The 16,250-nt window shown below is 71.3% G+C and carries 15 protein-coding genes; 7 read left to right on the forward strand and 8 right to left on the reverse strand.

Features of this window, described 5'->3' with window-relative positions; genetic code table 11:
• Window positions 1-9: 9 nt before the first annotated feature.
• From QF034_RS28030 to mce, 3 genes are all read right to left on the reverse strand, one after another.
• Complete coding sequence (locus QF034_RS28030; protein WP_010040099.1) at window positions 10-945, reverse strand: coiled-coil domain-containing protein; 936 nt, start codon at window positions 943-945, stop codon at window positions 10-12.
• A 183-nt stretch (window positions 946-1,128) separates the two neighbouring features.
• Entirely contained in the window at window positions 1,129-5,076 is a 3,948-nt protein-coding gene (gene scy / locus QF034_RS28035) for a polarized growth protein Scy (protein WP_307177520.1), read from the reverse strand.
• A 233-nt stretch (window positions 5,077-5,309) separates the two neighbouring features.
• Complete coding sequence (mce, locus tag QF034_RS28040) at window positions 5,310-5,750, reverse strand: methylmalonyl-CoA epimerase (RefSeq protein ID WP_307177521.1); 441 nt, start codon at window positions 5,748-5,750, stop codon at window positions 5,310-5,312.
• Between the two features lie 148 nt (window positions 5,751-5,898).
• Between mce and QF034_RS28045 the strand changes: the two genes are divergently transcribed.
• Window positions 5,899-7,098, forward strand: coding sequence for an acetyl-CoA C-acetyltransferase (locus QF034_RS28045; RefSeq protein WP_086563261.1), 1,200 nt, complete (start codon window positions 5,899-5,901; stop codon window positions 7,096-7,098).
• A gap of 55 nt (window positions 7,099-7,153) precedes the next feature.
• On the forward strand, window positions 7,154-8,110 hold the full coding sequence (gene meaB, locus QF034_RS28050; RefSeq protein WP_307177522.1) for a methylmalonyl Co-A mutase-associated GTPase MeaB: 957 nt from the start codon (window positions 7,154-7,156) through the stop codon (window positions 8,108-8,110).
• A 423-nt stretch (window positions 8,111-8,533) separates the two neighbouring features.
• Here meaB and QF034_RS28055 read toward each other — a convergent pair whose 3' ends face one another.
• The gene (locus tag QF034_RS28055) at window positions 8,534-9,193 is read right to left on the reverse strand and encodes a PepSY domain-containing protein (protein ID WP_307177523.1); all 660 of its coding nucleotides are present in this window, start codon (window positions 9,191-9,193) and stop codon (window positions 8,534-8,536) included.
• Between the two features lie 116 nt (window positions 9,194-9,309).
• Here QF034_RS28055 and QF034_RS28060 point away from each other — a divergent pair, with 116 nt between their 5' ends.
• Together QF034_RS28060 and QF034_RS28065 are read left to right on the forward strand one after the other, a co-directional pair.
• Window positions 9,310-9,978, forward strand: a complete 669-nt coding sequence (locus tag QF034_RS28060; protein WP_307177524.1) for a response regulator transcription factor — start codon at window positions 9,310-9,312, stop codon at window positions 9,976-9,978.
• Window positions 9,975-11,384, forward strand: coding sequence for a sensor histidine kinase (locus QF034_RS28065; RefSeq protein ID WP_307177525.1), 1,410 nt, complete (start codon window positions 9,975-9,977; stop codon window positions 11,382-11,384). Before QF034_RS28060 ends, QF034_RS28065 begins: the two co-directional genes overlap by 4 nt.
• 30 nt (window positions 11,385-11,414) lie before the next feature.
• Here the strand turns inward: QF034_RS28065 and QF034_RS28070 are convergent, their stop codons facing one another.
• The 4 genes from QF034_RS28070 to QF034_RS28085 all read right to left on the reverse strand — a co-directional run bounded on the left by QF034_RS28070 (window position 11,415) and on the right by QF034_RS28085 (window position 14,089).
• Window positions 11,415-11,891, reverse strand: coding sequence for a MarR family winged helix-turn-helix transcriptional regulator (locus QF034_RS28070; RefSeq protein WP_086564495.1), 477 nt, complete (start codon window positions 11,889-11,891; stop codon window positions 11,415-11,417).
• A 116-nt stretch (window positions 11,892-12,007) separates the two neighbouring features.
• Entirely contained in the window at window positions 12,008-12,808 is an 801-nt protein-coding gene (locus QF034_RS28075) for an AIM24 family protein (RefSeq protein ID WP_307177526.1), read from the reverse strand.
• On the reverse strand, window positions 12,805-13,455 hold the full coding sequence (locus QF034_RS28080; protein WP_086564497.1) for an AIM24 family protein: 651 nt from the start codon (window positions 13,453-13,455) through the stop codon (window positions 12,805-12,807). The genes QF034_RS28075 and QF034_RS28080 overlap by 4 nt, the downstream gene beginning before the upstream one ends.
• 1 nt (window position 13,456) lies before the next feature.
• On the reverse strand, window positions 13,457-14,089 hold the full coding sequence (locus tag QF034_RS28085) for an AIM24 family protein (RefSeq protein ID WP_010048561.1): 633 nt from the start codon (window positions 14,087-14,089) through the stop codon (window positions 13,457-13,459).
• A gap of 209 nt (window positions 14,090-14,298) precedes the next feature.
• Here QF034_RS28085 and QF034_RS28090 point away from each other — a divergent pair, with 209 nt between their 5' ends.
• The 3 genes from QF034_RS28090 to QF034_RS28100 all read left to right on the forward strand — a co-directional run bounded on the left by QF034_RS28090 (window position 14,299) and on the right by QF034_RS28100 (window position 16,239).
• A complete protein-coding gene (locus QF034_RS28090) occupies window positions 14,299-14,643 on the forward strand; it encodes a DUF3817 domain-containing protein (RefSeq protein WP_086564498.1) in 345 nt (114 codons plus the stop codon).
• A complete protein-coding gene (locus QF034_RS28095) occupies window positions 14,640-14,933 on the forward strand; it encodes an MTH1187 family thiamine-binding protein (protein ID WP_030854324.1) in 294 nt (97 codons plus the stop codon). The genes QF034_RS28090 and QF034_RS28095 overlap by 4 nt, the downstream gene beginning before the upstream one ends.
• Before the next feature lie 187 nt (window positions 14,934-15,120).
• Window positions 15,121-16,239 (forward strand): SchA/CurD-like domain-containing protein, encoded by a 1,119-nt coding sequence (locus QF034_RS28100; RefSeq protein WP_307177527.1) that lies wholly within the window; start codon window positions 15,121-15,123, stop codon window positions 16,237-16,239.
• The last annotated feature ends 11 nt before the right edge of the window (window positions 16,240-16,250 follow it).

The following is a 16,250-nucleotide window of genomic DNA, read 5'->3' on the forward strand; positions in this document are numbered from 1 at the left end:
GCCGGGTCGTTACCGGGACTGCTGGGCCGGGACCCCGCGGGAGATCGGCTCGTCCTCGGCCGGCGTACCGGCGGCGGCCACCGCGGCACCCGTGAGCGTGGCGAGCATCTCGCGGACGTTCGTCAGCTGGGCGTTGATGCTGTCGCGGCGGTTGGTGAGGGCCGCGAGCTCCCGCTCGGATTCCGAACGGATGCGGTCCGCCTTGGCGTTCGCGTCGGCCACGATGTCCTCGGCCTGGCGCTGGGCCGTCTCCACCGTCTGGCGGGCGCGGCGCTCGGCGTCCGTGCGCAGCTTCTCCGCCTCCAGGCGGAGCTGCTCGGCGCGGTGCTCGATCTCGGCGAGGCGCTTCTCGGCCTTGGCCTGACGGGACGCCAGGTCGCGCTCGGACTGCTCGCGGCGCTTGGCGAGGTTCGTCTCGAAGTCGGCGGCGGCCTGAGCGGCCTTGGCGCGGGTCTCCTCGAAGAGGGCGTCCGCCTCCTCGCGCTTGGACTGCGCGTCCTTCTGCGCCTCGGCACGCAGCTGAGCGGCGTCACTCTTGGCCTTCTCGACGATCCGCAGGCCCTCGTCCTCGGCCTTCGCCTTGCGCTCCGCCGAGTACGACTCGGCGTCGTTGCGCACCTGCTGGGCCGCCGACTCGGCGAGCTCACGGTGCTGCTCGGCGGCGCGCCGGGCCTCCTCGCGCAGGTCCTTCGCCTCTTCCTCGGCGAGGCGGAGGATCTTCTCCACGCGCGCGCCGAGACCCGCGTACGACGGCTCGGCGTCGCTGATCTGGGCCTGGGCGTTCTGCGTCTCGAGGTGGAGCTCTTCGATGCGCTTTTCCAGAGCGGTGATGCGGGCGAGAGCGCTGTCACGGTCGGAGACGAGCTTGGAGATACGTTCGTCCACCTGAGCGCGGTCGTATCCACGCCGCACAAGCTCGAAGCCGTAGGGGGAAGTGTCGCTCATGGGGTTCCTGTCGAATGAGACCGGTGAGGTGATAGGTGGAATCCTAGGGGCCGAAACGGTGTGTCATCGAGCGGATGCGCGTTTGATCTGCAAAATGAGACCCCTTTTGAGTGGCTGACCCCAGGACCGCTTGCCAAAGACCTGGCCAAAGGCTCCAGCACACACCGGTTTCGCCCCGGTTCGCTAGCTATCCGTGGACTTGCCACCCGAACGGGGTGCGCCGACTGTTGCGCCTGCCTTGACTCCGTTGTCCTTGGCCGGGGACGGGGCCTCGAAGGATTCCAACGCCTCCAGGACGTCCTGGACACGGGAGATCTCGGCGTTGATGTCCTCGCGGCGGCGGACCAGGACCTCCAGCTCGCGCTTGCCCTCCTCGACCGTGCGCTTGGCCTCGCGGATCGCCTCGGCCTTGAGCTCCTCGGCCTCCCGGACCAGCGTGGCCTTCTTCTGCTCGGCCTCCTTGAGCAGTCCCTCGGCCTTCTTCACCGCGGCGATACGGACCTTGCCCGCCTCGGAGTTGGCCTCCGAGACGATCTCCTTCGCCTTCGCCTGCGCCTTCGCGAGCTGCTCCTCCGCGGCCTTGACGAGTGCGTCGCAGCGGTCGCCCGCCGACTTCATCGTCTCGGCCGACTCCCGGCGGGCCCGCTCGTGCAGCTCCTCGATCTCCGCCGTGATGCGGTCGCGCAGCTCCTCGGCACGCTCCCGGATCTGCGTGGCGTCCCGGCGCGCGCCGACCAGCAGCTCGTCCGCGTCCGTACGGGCCTTCTCCACCAGCGAGTTGCCCTCGACCGTCGCCTCGGAAACGAGCCGGTCGGCCTCCTTGCGGGCCGCGCCCACCATCGTGTCGGCCTGCGACTCGGCCTCCGCGGTGGTCTTGTGCGCCTGCTGCTGCGCCTCGGTGAGCAGCTTGTCGGCCTCCGCCGTGGTCTCCGTGATGAGCTTGTCGACCTGCTCGGCCGCCTCGGAGCGCCGCTTGTTGGCGTCCTTGCGGGCCTCGTCCAGCGTCCGGTCGGCCTCCTCGCGCGCGGAGCTGACGAGCCGCTCCGCCTCCGCCTCGGCGTCCGCCTTGACGCGCTCGGCCTCGCCGCGGACCCGCTCGGCGTGCTGCTGCGCCGAGCCGACCGTCTCCGCGGCCTCGGCCCGCAGCCGCTCCGCCTCGTCCGTGGCCTCCCCGACCAGCTGGTCGGCCTTGGCGACCGACGCGGCCCGCACCCGCTCGGCCTCCGCGGCCGCCTCGGAACGCAGGCGCTCCGCCTCGGAGACGGCTTCCGTGCGGACCCGCTCGGCCTCGGCGACCGTCTCCATCCGCAGCCGGTCGGTCTCCTGGACCGTCTCGGTCGTGAGCCGCTCCGCCTCGTGGCGCGCCTCGGTGATGAGGGTGTCCGCCTGCGTCGCCGCGTCCGAGCGGATGCGGTTGGCGTCCTCGCGGGCGTCCGCCCGGGTGCGCGAGGCGCTCTGCTCGGCCTCCGCGATGGCGTCCGACGCCTCCGTGCGCACCCGCTGGGCGTGCTCGGCGACGTCCGCGCGGATCCGCTCCGCTTCCGCCATCGCCTCGGACATCGTCCGCTCGGCGAGCGCCTTGGCGGCCTCGGACTCCTCGTGCGCCTCGCGCCGCAGCCGGCCGGCGTCCTCGCTCGCCCGCTCCCGCTCGGCATAGGCGTCGGAGCGGACCCGGTCCGCCTCCTCCTGCGCCTCCCGCCGCGTACGGTCCGCCGCGTGCTCGGCGGCGCTGCGCAGCCCGGCGATCTCCTCCTGCGCCTGCTCGTGCAGCCCCGCGACGGAGTCCCGGACCTGCTGCGCGTGCTGCTCGGCCGCCGACACCATCTCCGTGGCACGCCGGTCGGCCTCCTCGACCAGCCGGACGGCCTCGGTCTGCGCCTCCTCCACGCGCTTGCGCGCGGAAGCCAGCAGCTCCTCGCTCTGCTCGCGGGCCCGCTCGCGCTCCTGGTCGGCCTCCTGCCGGGCGCTGCCGAGGAGTTCCTCGGCCTCGCGGCGGCGCCGGTTGGCCTCCTCCTGGGCGGCGGCCAGCGTCTCGGACGCCTCCGCGGCCAGCCGCTCGGCGGCGGCCTGCGCCTCCGCGCGCACCCGGTCGGCGCTCTCCTGCGCCTCCGACTTCAGCCGCTCGGCCTCGCTCGCGGCCTCCGACCGCAGGCGCACGGCGACAGCCTCGCCCTCGGCACGCGCGGCCGACGCGTCGGACGCGGCCTCGTCGCGCAGCCGCTCGGCCTCCGCCTCGGCCTGCTGCTGGAGCGTACGGATCCGCTCGGCGGCCTCGGCACGCAGCCGCTCGTTCTCCTCGGCGGCCTCGCGGCGGATCCGCGCGGCCTCCTCATGGGCGTCGGACAGCGCCTGCTCGGCCGCCGCCAGCCGCTCCTCCGCCTCCGTCTGGAGCCGCGCCAGCTCCTGGGCGGCCTCCGCGCGGCGGGCCTCTAGGACCCGCTCGGTCTCCTCGTGCAGCTCCCGCGCCGCGCGCTCGGCGTCCGCCTTGAGGGCCTCGGCCTGCTCGACGACCTCCTCGCGGTGCCGCTCGGCCTCCTGCCGGGTGCGCTGAAGGGTCTCCTCGGCCTGCCGGCGCAGGGTCGTCGCCCGCTCGATGGCCTCGGTGCGGACCCTCTCGCTGTCCGTCTGGGCCGTCGTGCGCAGCTCGTCCGCGTCCGCCTTCGCCTTGGCGAGCAGCTCCTCGGCGGACCTCGCCGCCTCCTCGATCTGCGCCACGGCCTCCTTGCGGGCCTCGGCGCGGATCTTCTCGCCCTCTTCGACCGCGTCCGACCGCAGCTGCTCGGCCTCGCCGCGCAGCCGGCGGGCCTCCTCCTGCAGCTCGACCGTCTTGGCGCGGTACTCCTTGGTGTCGTCCTTCGCCGCGCCCTTGAGCTGCTCGGCGATGTCATGTGCCTCGGCGCGCAGCCGGTCCGCCTCGGCCTCGGCCTCGCGGCGGATCCGCTCGGCCTCCTCGGCCGCGGCCTTGGTGGTCTTCTTGGCGTCCTCCGACGCCTTGGTGAGGACCTCCTCGGCCGTCCGCGCCGCCTTGGACAGCTGGGTCGCGGTCTCCTCGGCCGTGAGCGTGCGGGCCTTCTCGGAGGCCTCCGCGACGATCTTCTCCGCCTCGGCACGGGCGTCCGCGACGATCTGCTCGGCCTCGGACTTGGTGTTCTCGGCCTCCTTCGTGGCCTCCTCGACCAGCCGGGCGACCTGCTCCTTGGCGGTGCGCGTACGCGTCTCGTTCGCGGACTCCGCGCTCGCCAGGGCCTTGGCGGCGGCCTCCTTGGCCTCCGCGACCAGCTTCTCCGACTCGGCCTGCGCCTTGCGCAGCGCCTCCTCGGCCTCCGCCATCCGCTGCTCGGCGGCCTTGCTCAGCTCCTGGGCCTGGCGGCGCGCGGACTCCGACTCACTGGCCGTGGACGTCCGCAGCTGCTCGGCGTGGTCGGTGGCCTCCTGGGCCTGGGTGGAGGCGGCGTTGAGCAGCCGCTCGGCGTCCGTGCGGGCACGCCGCAGGATCTGCTCGGCCTCGGCCCGGGCCTCCTCGGCGGCGCTGGTGAGCCGCTGCCGGGCCTCGGTCGTCAGCCGCTCGGCCTCCGAACGGGCGGTGGCCAGGGCCTGCTCGGCCTCGGCGCGGGACTCGTCCAGCAGACGGCGGGCCTGCTGCTCGGTGCGGGCCCGCAGCTGCTCGGCCCACGCCACGTTCTCGTTGACGTGCGACTCGACCGTCTGGCGGCGCTCGGCCAGCTCCTGGTCCAGCTGCTGGCGCCGCGTCACCGCCTCCTGGTGCAGCTCCGCCTGGAGCCGGGCCGCCTGCTCGGCGTGCTCCTGGAGGATCCGCTGGGTCTGGGCCCGGGCCTCGCTCAGCTCGCGGTCGGCGTCCGCGCGGATCTGGTCGGCCTGCATCTGCGCGTTGCGCAGCAACTGCTCGGCCTGCCAGCCGATGTCGCCGCCGTCGAAGGAGGGCCGGGACATGATGGTGCGCCGCGCCTCGTGCAGCTTGGCGCGCAGCACCTCGACCTGGTAGCCGAGGTCCTCGGCGTGCTGGATCGCCTTTTCCCGCTCGGTCTTCAGCCGCTTCATCTCGGCTTCGAACCGAGAGAGGTGGTCGACGTCAGCCGCCGGCTCTCGCTCCTGGCTCTCGTAGCCCCGCACTGCGCGGTCCCATCCGTCCCCTGGTCGCAACTCTCTCCAAACGAGCTCCGTCCATACGCCGAACGGGGCCCCCGGGGAATGGTGTCAGATCATCGGCGGAGCACGGGCTGCTGCCCCGACGCTCGTCCCCCGAAACCCGGACCCCGGTGGTCCTGCCGTCGCACGGCGGGACCGCGGTCACCCTGGACTGAGCGGCGACCGCCCCCAACCCTACCGGCCCCTATGTACGAGCATCAGTGCTCAGGTGACTCAACGGGCGCCGAAGTGACCAGTTCTGTCAGTACGCCATGACAGTCCTTGGGGTGCAGGAAGGTGATCCGTGACCCCATGGAACCGCGTCGCGGCTCTTCGTACAGCACGCGAACGCCCTTGTCCTTGATGTCCGCGGCGTCGGCGTCCACGTCCGCCGTACCGAATGCGATGTGGTGGACGCCCTCCCCGTTCTTCGCGAGCCACTTCGCGACGGTGGAGTCCTCGCGGGTGGGCTCCAGGAGCTGGAGGTACGAGGCGCCGCCGTCGGACGTATCGTTGATCTTGAGCATGGCCTCGCGCACGCCCTGCTCCTCGTTGACCTCGGAGTGGGACACCTCGAAGCCGTAAGTGGCACGGTAGAACTCGACGGTCTTGTCGAGGTCGAAACAGGCGATCCCGATGTGGTCGATTCGCGTCAGCATGGATTCAGTGGAGCGCTCCGGAGGTGGTTACGCAACGTGCGCGCGATCACACCGACAGCCCGATGACGGGGCGGACTACCGGTCAGTACATTCGAAGTAAACCCTCGTTCACTCCTCGGCTGTGCAGCCGGTAAGGGGATCGCAGCTCATGTCTTCTGCTACGACCAGCTCGGTGATCGTCTCAGGCGCGCGTACGCCCATGGGGCGGTTGCTCGGCTCGCTGAAGTCCTTCTCCGGAGCCGACCTCGGCGGCTTCGCGATCAAGGCCGCTCTCGACCGTGCGGGGATCGGCGGCGACCAGGTGCAGTACGTGATCATGGGTCAGGTGCTCCAGGCCGGGGCGGGGCAGATCCCGGCGCGCCAGGCCGCGGTCAAGGCCGGCATCCCGATGAGCGTGCCGGCGCTGACCATCAACAAGGTGTGTCTGTCCGGTCTCGACGCCATCGCGCTCGCCGACCAGCTGATCCGTGCGGGTGAGTTCGACGTGGTCGTCGCCGGCGGCCAGGAGTCCATGACCAACGCCCCGCACCTGCTGCCCAAGTCCCGCGAGGGCTTCAAGTACGGCGCCGTCCAGATGCTCGACGCCATGGCGTACGACGGGCTGACCGACTCCTTCGAAGGCGTCGCCATGGGCGAGTCGACGGAGAAGCACAACACGCGCCTGGGCATCGGGCGGGCCGAGCAGGACGAGATCGCCGCGCTGTCCCACCAGCGGGCCGCCGCCGCGCAGAAGAACGGACTGTTCGAGGCGGAGATCACGCCCGTCGAGATCCCGCAGCGCAAGGGCGACCCGGTGCTGTTCAGCAAGGACGAGGGGATCCGGGGCGACACGACCGCGGAGTCCCTCGGGAAGCTGCGCCCCGCCTTCTCCAAGGACGGCACGATCACGGCCGGTTCGTCGTCGCAGATCTCCGACGGCGCGGCGGCTGTCGTGGTGATGAGCAAGGCCAAGGCGCAGGAGCTCGGTCTGGAGTGGATCGCCGAGATCGGGGCGCACGGGAACGTGGCCGGGCCGGACAACTCGCTCCAGTCCCAGCCGTCCAACGCGATCCAGCACGCGTTGAAGAAGGAGGGGCTGGGCGTCGAGGACCTCGACCTCATCGAGATCAACGAGGCGTTCGCGGCGGTGGCCGTGCAGTCGATGAAGGACCTCGGGGTGTCCACCGAAAAGGTGAATGTCAACGGTGGTGCCATTGCCCTGGGTCACCCGATCGGGATGTCCGGTGCGCGGCTCGTGCTGCACCTCGCGCTGGAGCTGAAGCGGCGGGGCGGTGGCGTGGGCGCGGCCGCGCTGTGCGGCGGCGGTGGGCAGGGTGACGCGCTGATCGTGCGCGTGCCCAAGGCCTGAGTATCGGTACGTCCCTTATCGGTACGTCCCTCTCCCTTATCCGAACGGAGCTGTGATGCAGGACGTCTCCACCCTGGTGGCCCAGGCGAGGGAAGGCCGGCCGCGGGCCGTGGCCCGGCTGATCTCCCTGGTGGAGGGGGCGTCCCCGCAGCTGCGGGAGGTCATGGCGGCGCTGGCGCCGTTGGCGGGCAAGGCGTATGTGGTCGGGCTGACCGGGTCGCCGGGGGTCGGCAAGTCCACGTCGACGTCGGCGCTGGTGACCGCGTACCGCAAGCAGGGCAAGCGGGTCGGCGTGCTCGCCGTCGATCCGTCGTCCCCGTTCTCGGGCGGTGCGCTGCTCGGGGACCGGGTGCGGATGTCCGAGCACGCGTCGGACCCGGGCGTGTACATCCGCTCGATGGCGACGCGCGGGCATCTGGGCGGGCTGGCGTGGGCCGCGCCTCAGGCGATCCGGGTGCTGGACGCGGCGGGGTGTGACGTGATCCTCGTCGAGACGGTGGGGGTGGGGCAGTCCGAGGTGGAGATCGCCTCCCAGGCGGACACGTCCGTGGTGCTGCTGGCGCCGGGGATGGGGGACGGGATCCAGGCGGCCAAGGCCGGGATCCTGGAGATCGGTGACGTGTACGTCGTGAACAAGGCCGACCGGGACGGGGCGGACGCGACGGCTCGCGAGCTGAACCACATGCTGGGGCTGGGGGAGGCCCGGGGGCCCGGGGACTGGCGTCCGCCGATCGTGAAGACGGTCGCCGCGCGGGGGGAGGGCATGGACGAGGTCGTCGAGGCCCTGGAGAAGCATCGCGCCTGGATGGAGGAGCGGGGGGTGCTCGCGGAGCGGCGCATGGCCCGGGCGGCGCGGGAGGTCGAGACGATCGCGGTGACGGCGCTGCGGGAGCGGATCGCGGATCTGCACGGCGATCGGCGGCTGGGCTCCTTGGCGGAGCGGATCGTGTCCGGGGAGCTGGACCCGTATCGGGCGGCTGATGAGCTGGTTGCTGGGTTGACGGAGGGCTGAGCGGCGGTGCGTGCGGGTGCCTGCGGCGGCCTGCGCGCGACCGTGGGGGTGCGCGTAGCGCCTGCTCGCCGGTGGTGGGTCGGGGCCGCGCCGGGGGGTGTCCGTCCTCGGAACGGCGCGATGGGGTCGGACGCCGACTGACTGTCCGTTGACGCGCCAACCGCTGCGGGCGGACACCCCCCGACACGTCCCCTTCCGTGCGCCGGCGGGTGCGGGTGCGTCGTGGTTGCCCTGGCTGCGGGCAGTCGTGCCTCACCCAGTGCCTCAAGGGCCTGGGAGGTACCCCCAGGGCGGCACGGGTGGGCGCAGCGGCACCCCGTTCCGCCGGGCTGCGGACCACCCGGCCTCAGCGACAACGCCGGGCACCTCGACGCCCCGGCGTCAGCAGCGACGCCGGGGCTGTGGCAAAGCAGCAGTACCCGATCAGTCCTGGTCGTCGTCCTCGTCGCGGTCCGCCGTGATCTTGCCCGTGTGGAGGTCGATCCTCCAGTCCTGCTCGGCGCCGCCGGACTTGTGCGTCTCGGCCTCCCAGGACTTGTTCTTGCCGTCCTCGTCCAGGTCCACGGACGTCACCGTGCCCTTGCCGCCGGCGGCCTTCGCGGCCTCCTCGGCCGTCACGGAAGCCCCCTTCAGCGCCGCCCGCACCTGCGCCGTGTCGTCCTCGTCGTCGGTGTGCGAGCCGAGCACCTTGCCGTTCGACGGGTCGACGCTCACGCTGTGCCAGGCGTTGTCGCCGGACAGGACGTCGACCTTCCAGATCACCTTGCCGCTGTCGTCCTCGTCGTCCAGCTCGGCGGACACGGCCGTACCGGACGTGTGCTTCAGCGCGGACGCGATGGCCTCGGGCGCCGACACGTCGGCGGAAGCCGCCCGCGCGGCGTCGTCGTCCCGGCCGTTGTCGTCGTCGCCGTCGTCCTGCGCGTCGGGACCGTCCTGGTCGTCGCGGACGTCGTCGTCCGACAGCCGGGTGTTGGCCGCCTGCCGCGCCGAGCCCCCGTCCTCCGTGGTCGCGAGAGCCGTGGCCGTACCGCCTCCGATCAGAGCGGCGGCGGTCACAGCGGCGATCACGATGTTGCGCTTCATGCGGATTCCTCCCGAGTCGTTTCGTTTTCGACGTGTTCCAATCTGGCTGATCGAGGCTGAGAGGAACCTGAAGCCCCCTGAAGGGATCTTCAGCTCGGCTTTGCCACTCTTTACCCATGCGCCTGTTGATCGTGGAGGACGAGAAGCGGCTGGCCCTGTCGCTCGCCAGGGGCCTGACGGCCGAGGGGTACGCCGTGGACGTCGTCCACGACGGACGGGAGGGGCTGCACCAGGCCTCGGAGGGCACGTACGACCTGGTGATCCTCGACATCATGCTGCCCGGGCTCAACGGCTACCGGGTCTGCGCCGCCCTGCGTGCCGCCGGGCACGAGGTGCCGATCCTGATGCTCACCGCCAAGGACGGCGAGTACGACGAGGCGGAGGGTCTCGACACCGGTGCGGACGACTATCTGACCAAGCCCTTCTCGTACGTCGTGCTCGTCGCCCGGATCAAGGCGCTGCTGCGGCGGCGCGGGGTGGGTGCCGGGGCCTCGCCCGTGCATGTGCACGGGGACCTGAAAGTGGACACCGCGGCCCGGCGGGTGTTCCTGGGGGAGGACGAGGTCGCCCTGACCGCCAAGGAGTTCTCCGTCCTGGAGCACCTCGTGCTGCGGGCCGGGGAGGTCGTGTCCAAGTCCGAGATCCTCGAACATGTGTGGGACTTCGCGTACGAGGGTGATCCCAACATCGTCGAGGTGTACGTCAGCACCCTGCGGCGGAAGCTGCGGGCGGGGCTGATCCGGACCGTGCGCGGTGCCGGGTACCGGCTGGAGACGTCGCCGTGAGGCGGCTGTTCGGGTCCGTCCGGGCGCGGGCCACGCTCGGTGCGACGCTCGTCGTCGCGGTGGCGCTCGTCGCCGCCGGGGCCGCCGTCCTGCTGTCCCTGAAGTCCAACCTGATGGGCGAGGCCGGCACCCGGGCGGAGCGCTCGGCGCGGGCGGTCGCCGCCGAGCTCGCCGCCGGGACGCCGTACGACAAGCTGTCCGGGCTGGACGGCGACGACGGGCCGGTCCAGGTACTCGCCGAGAAGGAGCGGGTGGTCGCGGTCAGCGAGGATCTGGAGAAGATCAGCGGTACCGACTCCGACCGGGTGAAGCCGGCGCCGTCGGTGGCGCCGCGCGGGGACGATGACGACGACTCGGACGACCACGAAGAGTCCCTCGAACCCGGGGAGATCGCCGGGGAGAGCACCTTCCGGAACGGGTCCGCGACGATCGACGGCGACACGGAGGACTACCGGTTCGCCGCCGTCGAGGTCGAGACCCAGGACCGGGGGCGTCTGAAGGTCTACGCCGGTGCCGCGCTGGCCGCCGAGCACGGGGCCGTGCAGAGCGCGACGACGGTGATGCTGATCGGGTTCCCGCTGTTGCTCGGCGTCGTCGCGGGGGTGACCTGGCTGGTCACCCGGCGGGCGCTGCGGCCGGTGGAGGGCATCCGGAGTGAAATGGCCGCGATCACCGCCTCCCAGGACCTCGCACGGCGGGTGCCGGAGCCGCAGACGCACGACGAGGTCGCCCGGCTCGCCCGGACGACGAACGAGACGCTCGCGGCCCTGGAGACCTCCGTGGAGCGGCAGCGGCGCTTCGTCGCCGACGCCTCCCATGAGCTGCGCAGCCCGATCGCCTCGCTGCGGACCCAGTTGGAGGTGGCCGCCGCACATCCCGAACTGCTGGACCTGAACGGGGCCGTGGAGGACACCGTACGGCTCCAGCGGCTCGCCGCCGACCTGCTGCTGCTCGCCCGGCTGGACGCGGGGGAGCGGCCGGGCGGCGCGCAGGTCGACCTCGCCGGGCTGGCCCGGGAGGCGGCCGAGGGGCGGACGGGCGTGACGGTGGACGCGCAGCCGGTGAACGTGGCCGGATCGCGCGGGCAGTTGGGGCGGGTGCTCGCCAATCTGCTCGACAACGCCCAGCGGCATGCCCGGTCGGCCGTCACGGTGAGCGTGCGGACGGAGGGCGACCTGGCCGTGGTCGGGGTGGCGGACGACGGGGACGGTGTGCCCGAGGCCGACCGGGAGCGGATCTTCGAGCGGTTCGTACGGCTGGACGCCGCCCGCAGCCGTGACGACGGCGGTGCCGGGCTGGGCCTGGCCATCGCCCGGGACGTCGCCGTCCGGCACGGCGGCACGCTCACGGCCGGTCGGGGACCCGGAGGCGGAGCCCTGTTCGAACTCCGCCTGCCGCTCGCCTAGAGGCCGCGGGGCGCCGGTGGGCCGTCCGGGTCACGGGCGTCCGCGCTGGGTGCGCAGGTGCTCCGCGATGGGTTTGAGGGCCTTGTCGAGTTCCGTCAGGGCCTCGGGGGACAGCAGGTCGATGAAGTGCCTCCGCACGGACGCCACATGGTGGGGCGCGACCTTCTGCATCGTCGCCATGCCGTGGTCGGTGAGGACCGCGTAGAGCCCCCGGCGGTCGGACTCGCAGTTCTCCCGCCGGACCAGGTTCGCGTTCTCCATGCGCGTGATCTGGTGGGAGAGGCGGCTCTTGGACTGGAGGGTCGCGGAGGCGAGGTCGCTCATCCGCATCCGCTGGTCCTCCGACTCGGAGAGATTCACCAGGATCTCGTAGTCGTTCATTGTCAGGCCGAACGGCTGCAGGTCCTTTTCGAGCTGGTACGTCAACAGCCTGTTGACCTCCAGGTGGGTGCGCCAGGCGCACTGCTCCGCATCGGTCAGCCAGCGGGTGGCCGTCTCGGTCTCCATGAATGAAGTCTACCTAAAATGTTGAAAGGCGAACTAGTGAGGGTTTTCGTGTGACGGAGCGCACCCGCCGAACATCGGTGCGCAGACGTTCGATGTCACACTCCGCAGACTACCGCTCACAGCCCGAAGCGACGCTGGAGGTCCCCCAGCTGTCCGGGAAGACGCGGTACGCCGGACTGTCCTGGCTGGGGTCCGTGAGCCCCGCCGCCGGGCACGCCGGCCTGGTGCGGCACGGCCCCCGTGGCCTGCTCGGCCATGAGCGTCTCGGACGACTGGAGCAGCACCGTGCCGGCGCCGACGAACTCGAACTGGTGCTCCTCGCCGGAGGCTCCGCCGAGGCCCGTCAGTGCACGTAGACCGCCCATGACGCCGGTCATGTACCCGTGGTCGTAGTGGTGGCACGGGGAGGGGCAGTCGGCCCAGCCGACCAGGGCCTGGGGGTCGACCCGGATGGGGGGTTCCATGAACACCACGGGGCCGTTCGACGCGGCCACGAACTTTCCGGTTCCGATGAGTGTCAGAAAACCAGGCACGATTGATTGCTTCAGTGACAGAGTTGGCTGAAAAGCGAGCAGGTTGCCCGAGCGAATGGTCAGGTTGCCGTCCTCGAGGTCGTACGAGTTGACGTCGAAGGCCCGGTCGGCGAGGAGCATCTTGCCCGAGCCCTCCGCCACGACCCAGTCGCTCGCGTGCAGTGGCGAATGGAAGGACGTACGGACGAGACGGTCCAGCCGGCCGTGTCCGACGCCGTTGAAGTCGATGGAGCCGTAGTAGGCGATCATCTTCCCCTTCTGGAGGAACCACTGGCTCCCCTTGAGCTCCACGCAGAAGGTGTAGGCGTTGACGTTGTCGTCGGGCGGCAGGGTCGCCGGGTCGAAGACCGCGGGGCCGGCGCCCGGGGTTCCGTACGTGCTCACAGCTTCTCCTCCGACGCCTGGACGTACACCGCACCGCTGCCGCTGAGCTCCAGCTGGAACGCCTCGCCCGAGCCGCGGCCCACCATGTCCCGCCAGCCCAGGGCCGTGGACAGCTTGTTGCGGACGTCGCCGTGGTGGGCGACGTAGGCCTGCGGGTCCACATGGACCGGTCGCTGCGGGCTGATCGGGATCTCGATGACGCCGCCGTGGGCCATGACCGCGACGGCCCCGTGCCCCTTCAGCGTCGTCGTGAACAGCCCCTGGCCGCTGACCTGGCCGCGCACCATGCCCATGACGCCGCCCTGTGAGCCCAGGAACATCGTGCCCTGCTGGAGCGTGCCCTCGAAGGCCAGGAGGCGGTCCGCCTCGACGTACAGCGTGTCGCCGGACAGCTGGATCACCTGGACGTGATGCCCGCCGTGCCCGAAGAGGACGGTGCCGCTGCCCTCGACGGTCATCAGCGGCGTGTCCTCGTCGGCGACCCGGCGGCCGATCATCGACATGATCCCGCCCTGGCCGCCGGCCATGTTGGGCGTGAAGGACACCTCGCCCCGGTAGGCGAGCATCGCGCCGCGCTGGCTGAACAGCCGCTGGCCCGGCGCGATCGTCGCCTCGACCATCTTCGCGTTGATCTCCCGGAAGGCCATCTCACACGTCTCCCGCGATCGTGTTCCGCTCGCTCGGCTGCACGTACACCAGCCCGTCCCCCTCGAACCGCATCTGGAAGGCCTCGCCACCGCCCTCCCCGAGCAGCGTGCGGAACGTCACACCGGACTGGAAGGACTGCCGCAGATTCCCCTGGTGTGCCACATACGCACCCGGGTCGACGGTCAGCGGATACTGCGGACTCACCCGCAGCACCACCGCCGGGCCGTCCGACATGATCGCCGCCTGGCCGTGGCCCTCGACGGTCGTGGTGAACAGCCCGTTGCCCTGCGAGGCGCCGCGCAGGCCCGTGAACTCCGTCCCCGTGCGCAGCCCGCCGTCGGTCGCGAGCAGGTTGCTCGACTCCACGTAGAGCTTGTCGCCCTGGAGACCCACCAGGTTGATCTCGGAGGCACGGTCGGCGAACCAGCAGGTCCCCCGCCCCTTCACCTCCATCAAGGTCATCTGCTCGCCGGTCAGCCGCCGGGTCACCATGCCCCGTATGCCCTCGCCGCCGCCGCTGAGCTTCTTGAAGGCCATCTCGCCGTCGTACGCGACCATCGAGCCGTTTTTCGCCTTCACGGCGTCTCCGGTCATGTCGACGGCGAGCACCTTGCTGCTCTGAAGTCGGAACATCGCCACGTACGGGAAGGTAGCCGCAGGCCGGGCGCCGCGAACAGGGCCCGTGGGTGGAGAACGACCCTGACCGCACCCCTAGGGGCCAGGGCCCGAGGCGGTTTGCCACAATGGGCGGGACGCTTGTGCGTGCGTTCACAAACCGTCAGACCGCAGCAAGCCCGTTCCGACAGTCCAGACCGCCGCGTCTTACTCACCGAAGGTGACCCGTGGACCTCAAGACCGCCACCGCCCTCCGCCGCCTCCGCCTGGTCTCGGCCCCCGAGGCGATCTCGTTCCTGCTCCTGCTGATCTGCTCGGTGCTGAAGCGGACCACGGACTTCAACGCCGTGCCGGTGATGGGCATGGTGCACGGTGTCCTGTTCATCCTGTACGTGATCTTCTGGGCCGATGCCTGGAACCGGACGAAGTGGTCGCTGAAGACCGCCGCGCTGTACTTCGTCCTCTCGGTGCTGCCGACCGGTGGGTTCTTCGCGGAGCGCAAGCTGCGGCGTGAGGCCGAGGACGCCGTCATCGCGTCCCGGGCGCGCAACGAAGGGGTCGTGAACGCGTGATCGTCGCCTTTTCCGTGACGCCGCTGGGGGTCGGGGAGGACGTGGGGGAGTACGTCGCCGATGCGGTGCGGGTGGTGCGGGAGTCCGGGCTGCCGAATCGTACGGACGCGATGTTCACGTCCGTCGAAGGAGAGTGGGACGAAGTGATGGACGTCGTCCGGCGGGCGGTCGCCGCCGTGGAGCGGCGGGCGCCTCGGGTGTCTCTCGTCCTGAAGGCGGACATCCGCCCCGGAGTGACGGACGGACTGACCTCCAAGGTGGAGACCGTGGAGCGGCACCTCGCCGAGTAGGCCACAAGAACCACAGCCCCGGCTCGTGACGAGCCGGGGCTTTGCTGTGCACCGGGCAGGTCCCTCTGATGACCCGTGCGGCTCGCGGAGTCCGACGCGCCGACCCACGATGAGGGCTCAGGGCCGACCGCCGTCCCCCTGCCGGACACGGCGGCCGCCGTCTGCCCAGTGAAGGAAGGGCCTGCCGGTGAACACTTCGACGTATACGTCCCAGTCGGCGTTCGACGGCTCCAGGCTGCGCGTCATCCTGCTCGTCGATCTCCACGAAGGCGCCCAGCAACGGTTCCTCGACGCGTACGAGCACATGCGCAACCGGGTCGCGTCGGTTCCCGGTCACCTCGGTGACCAGCTGTGCCAGTCCGTGGAGAACCCGTCCCAGTGGCTCATCACCAGCGAATGGGCGACCGCGCCGCCGTATCTCGCCTGGGTGAACAGTGAGGAGCACCTCGAGACCGTCAGGCCCATGCAGGACTGCGTCCGGGACATCCGGTCGATGCGTTACAGCGTCGTCCGCGAGACCGGGCGTGCCCTTCCGCCCACCGCCCAGGCCGCTGACAGCGTCCAGGCGCCGGTGCGGGCGGGCGACGGAGTGACGCGCCACGCGCTGACGTTCACCGTCAAGCCCGGCTCCGAGTCGAAGGTCGCGGACATCCTCGCCGGATACGCGCCGCCCGAGGCCCGCGCCGACGACTCCACACGACTGCGCCGGACGACGCTGTTCATGCACGGCAACCGCGTCGTACGCACCGTCGAGGTGGAGGGCGATCTGCAGACGGCGCTGCGCCACGTCTCGCGTCAGCCGGAGGTGCGTGCCGTCGAGGAAGCCCTCAATCCGCACCTGGAACAGAGCAGGGACCTGGCCGACCCCGCGTCGGCACGGGCCTTCTTCATCCGCGCGGCCATGCCGGCCGTCCATCATGTGGCGCGTGGCGGACCGGAGCCGTCCGGTCTGCGGCGTCACGCCCTGTACTACCCGGCCCGTGAGGGCTGCGGGATGGCGCTGGCACGGCTGCTCGCCCAGCAGGACGAGACCGCCGCGGCCGACCCCGCCGGCCCCGTGCACCGCAGCACCGTCTTCCACCGGGACGACCTGGTCGTCCGGCTCATCGACACGCTGGATCCCGAGACGGACCCGGTCAGAGCGCTCGGCCTGCACGGCACCAGGAAGGGCGCCGTGCTGGCCCGCCTGCTCGACGGCGCCGCACTCGGCGTCGAAGGGCCACTCTCCGACGACCGGGACGCCACCCGCCTCCTGGCGCACGCCGACATGACGCTGATCACCGATCGCAGGGCTGCCCAGTCCTGACGGTCCATGGA

The organism is Streptomyces africanus, from assembly GCF_030816955.1.
GTDB classification, from domain to species: Bacteria; Actinomycetota; Actinomycetes; order Streptomycetales; family Streptomycetaceae; genus Streptomyces; species Streptomyces africanus.

What these genes read in the sequence shown, in the direction of transcription:
- QF034_RS28030 (WP_010040099.1), bottom strand. Translation starts at nt 945, where the DNA reads ATGAGCGACACTTCCCCCTACGGCTTCGAGCTTGTGCGGCGTGGATAC.
- mce (WP_307177521.1), bottom strand. Translation starts at nt 5,750, where the DNA reads ATGCTGACGCGAATCGACCACATCGGGATCGCCTGTTTCGACCTCGAC.
- QF034_RS28045 (WP_086563261.1), top strand. Translation starts at nt 5,899, where the DNA reads ATGTCTTCTGCTACGACCAGCTCGGTGATCGTCTCAGGCGCGCGTACG.
- meaB (WP_307177522.1), top strand. Translation starts at nt 7,154, where the DNA reads ATGCAGGACGTCTCCACCCTGGTGGCCCAGGCGAGGGAAGGCCGGCCG.
- QF034_RS28055 (WP_307177523.1), bottom strand. Translation starts at nt 9,193, where the DNA reads ATGAAGCGCAACATCGTGATCGCCGCTGTGACCGCCGCCGCTCTGATC.
- QF034_RS28060 (WP_307177524.1), top strand. Translation starts at nt 9,310, where the DNA reads ATGCGCCTGTTGATCGTGGAGGACGAGAAGCGGCTGGCCCTGTCGCTC.
- QF034_RS28070 (WP_086564495.1), bottom strand. Translation starts at nt 11,891, where the DNA reads ATGGAGACCGAGACGGCCACCCGCTGGCTGACCGATGCGGAGCAGTGC.
- QF034_RS28080 (WP_086564497.1), bottom strand. Translation starts at nt 13,455, where the DNA reads ATGGCCTTCCGGGAGATCAACGCGAAGATGGTCGAGGCGACGATCGCG.
- QF034_RS28085 (WP_010048561.1), bottom strand. Translation starts at nt 14,089, where the DNA reads ATGTTCCGACTTCAGAGCAGCAAGGTGCTCGCCGTCGACATGACCGGA.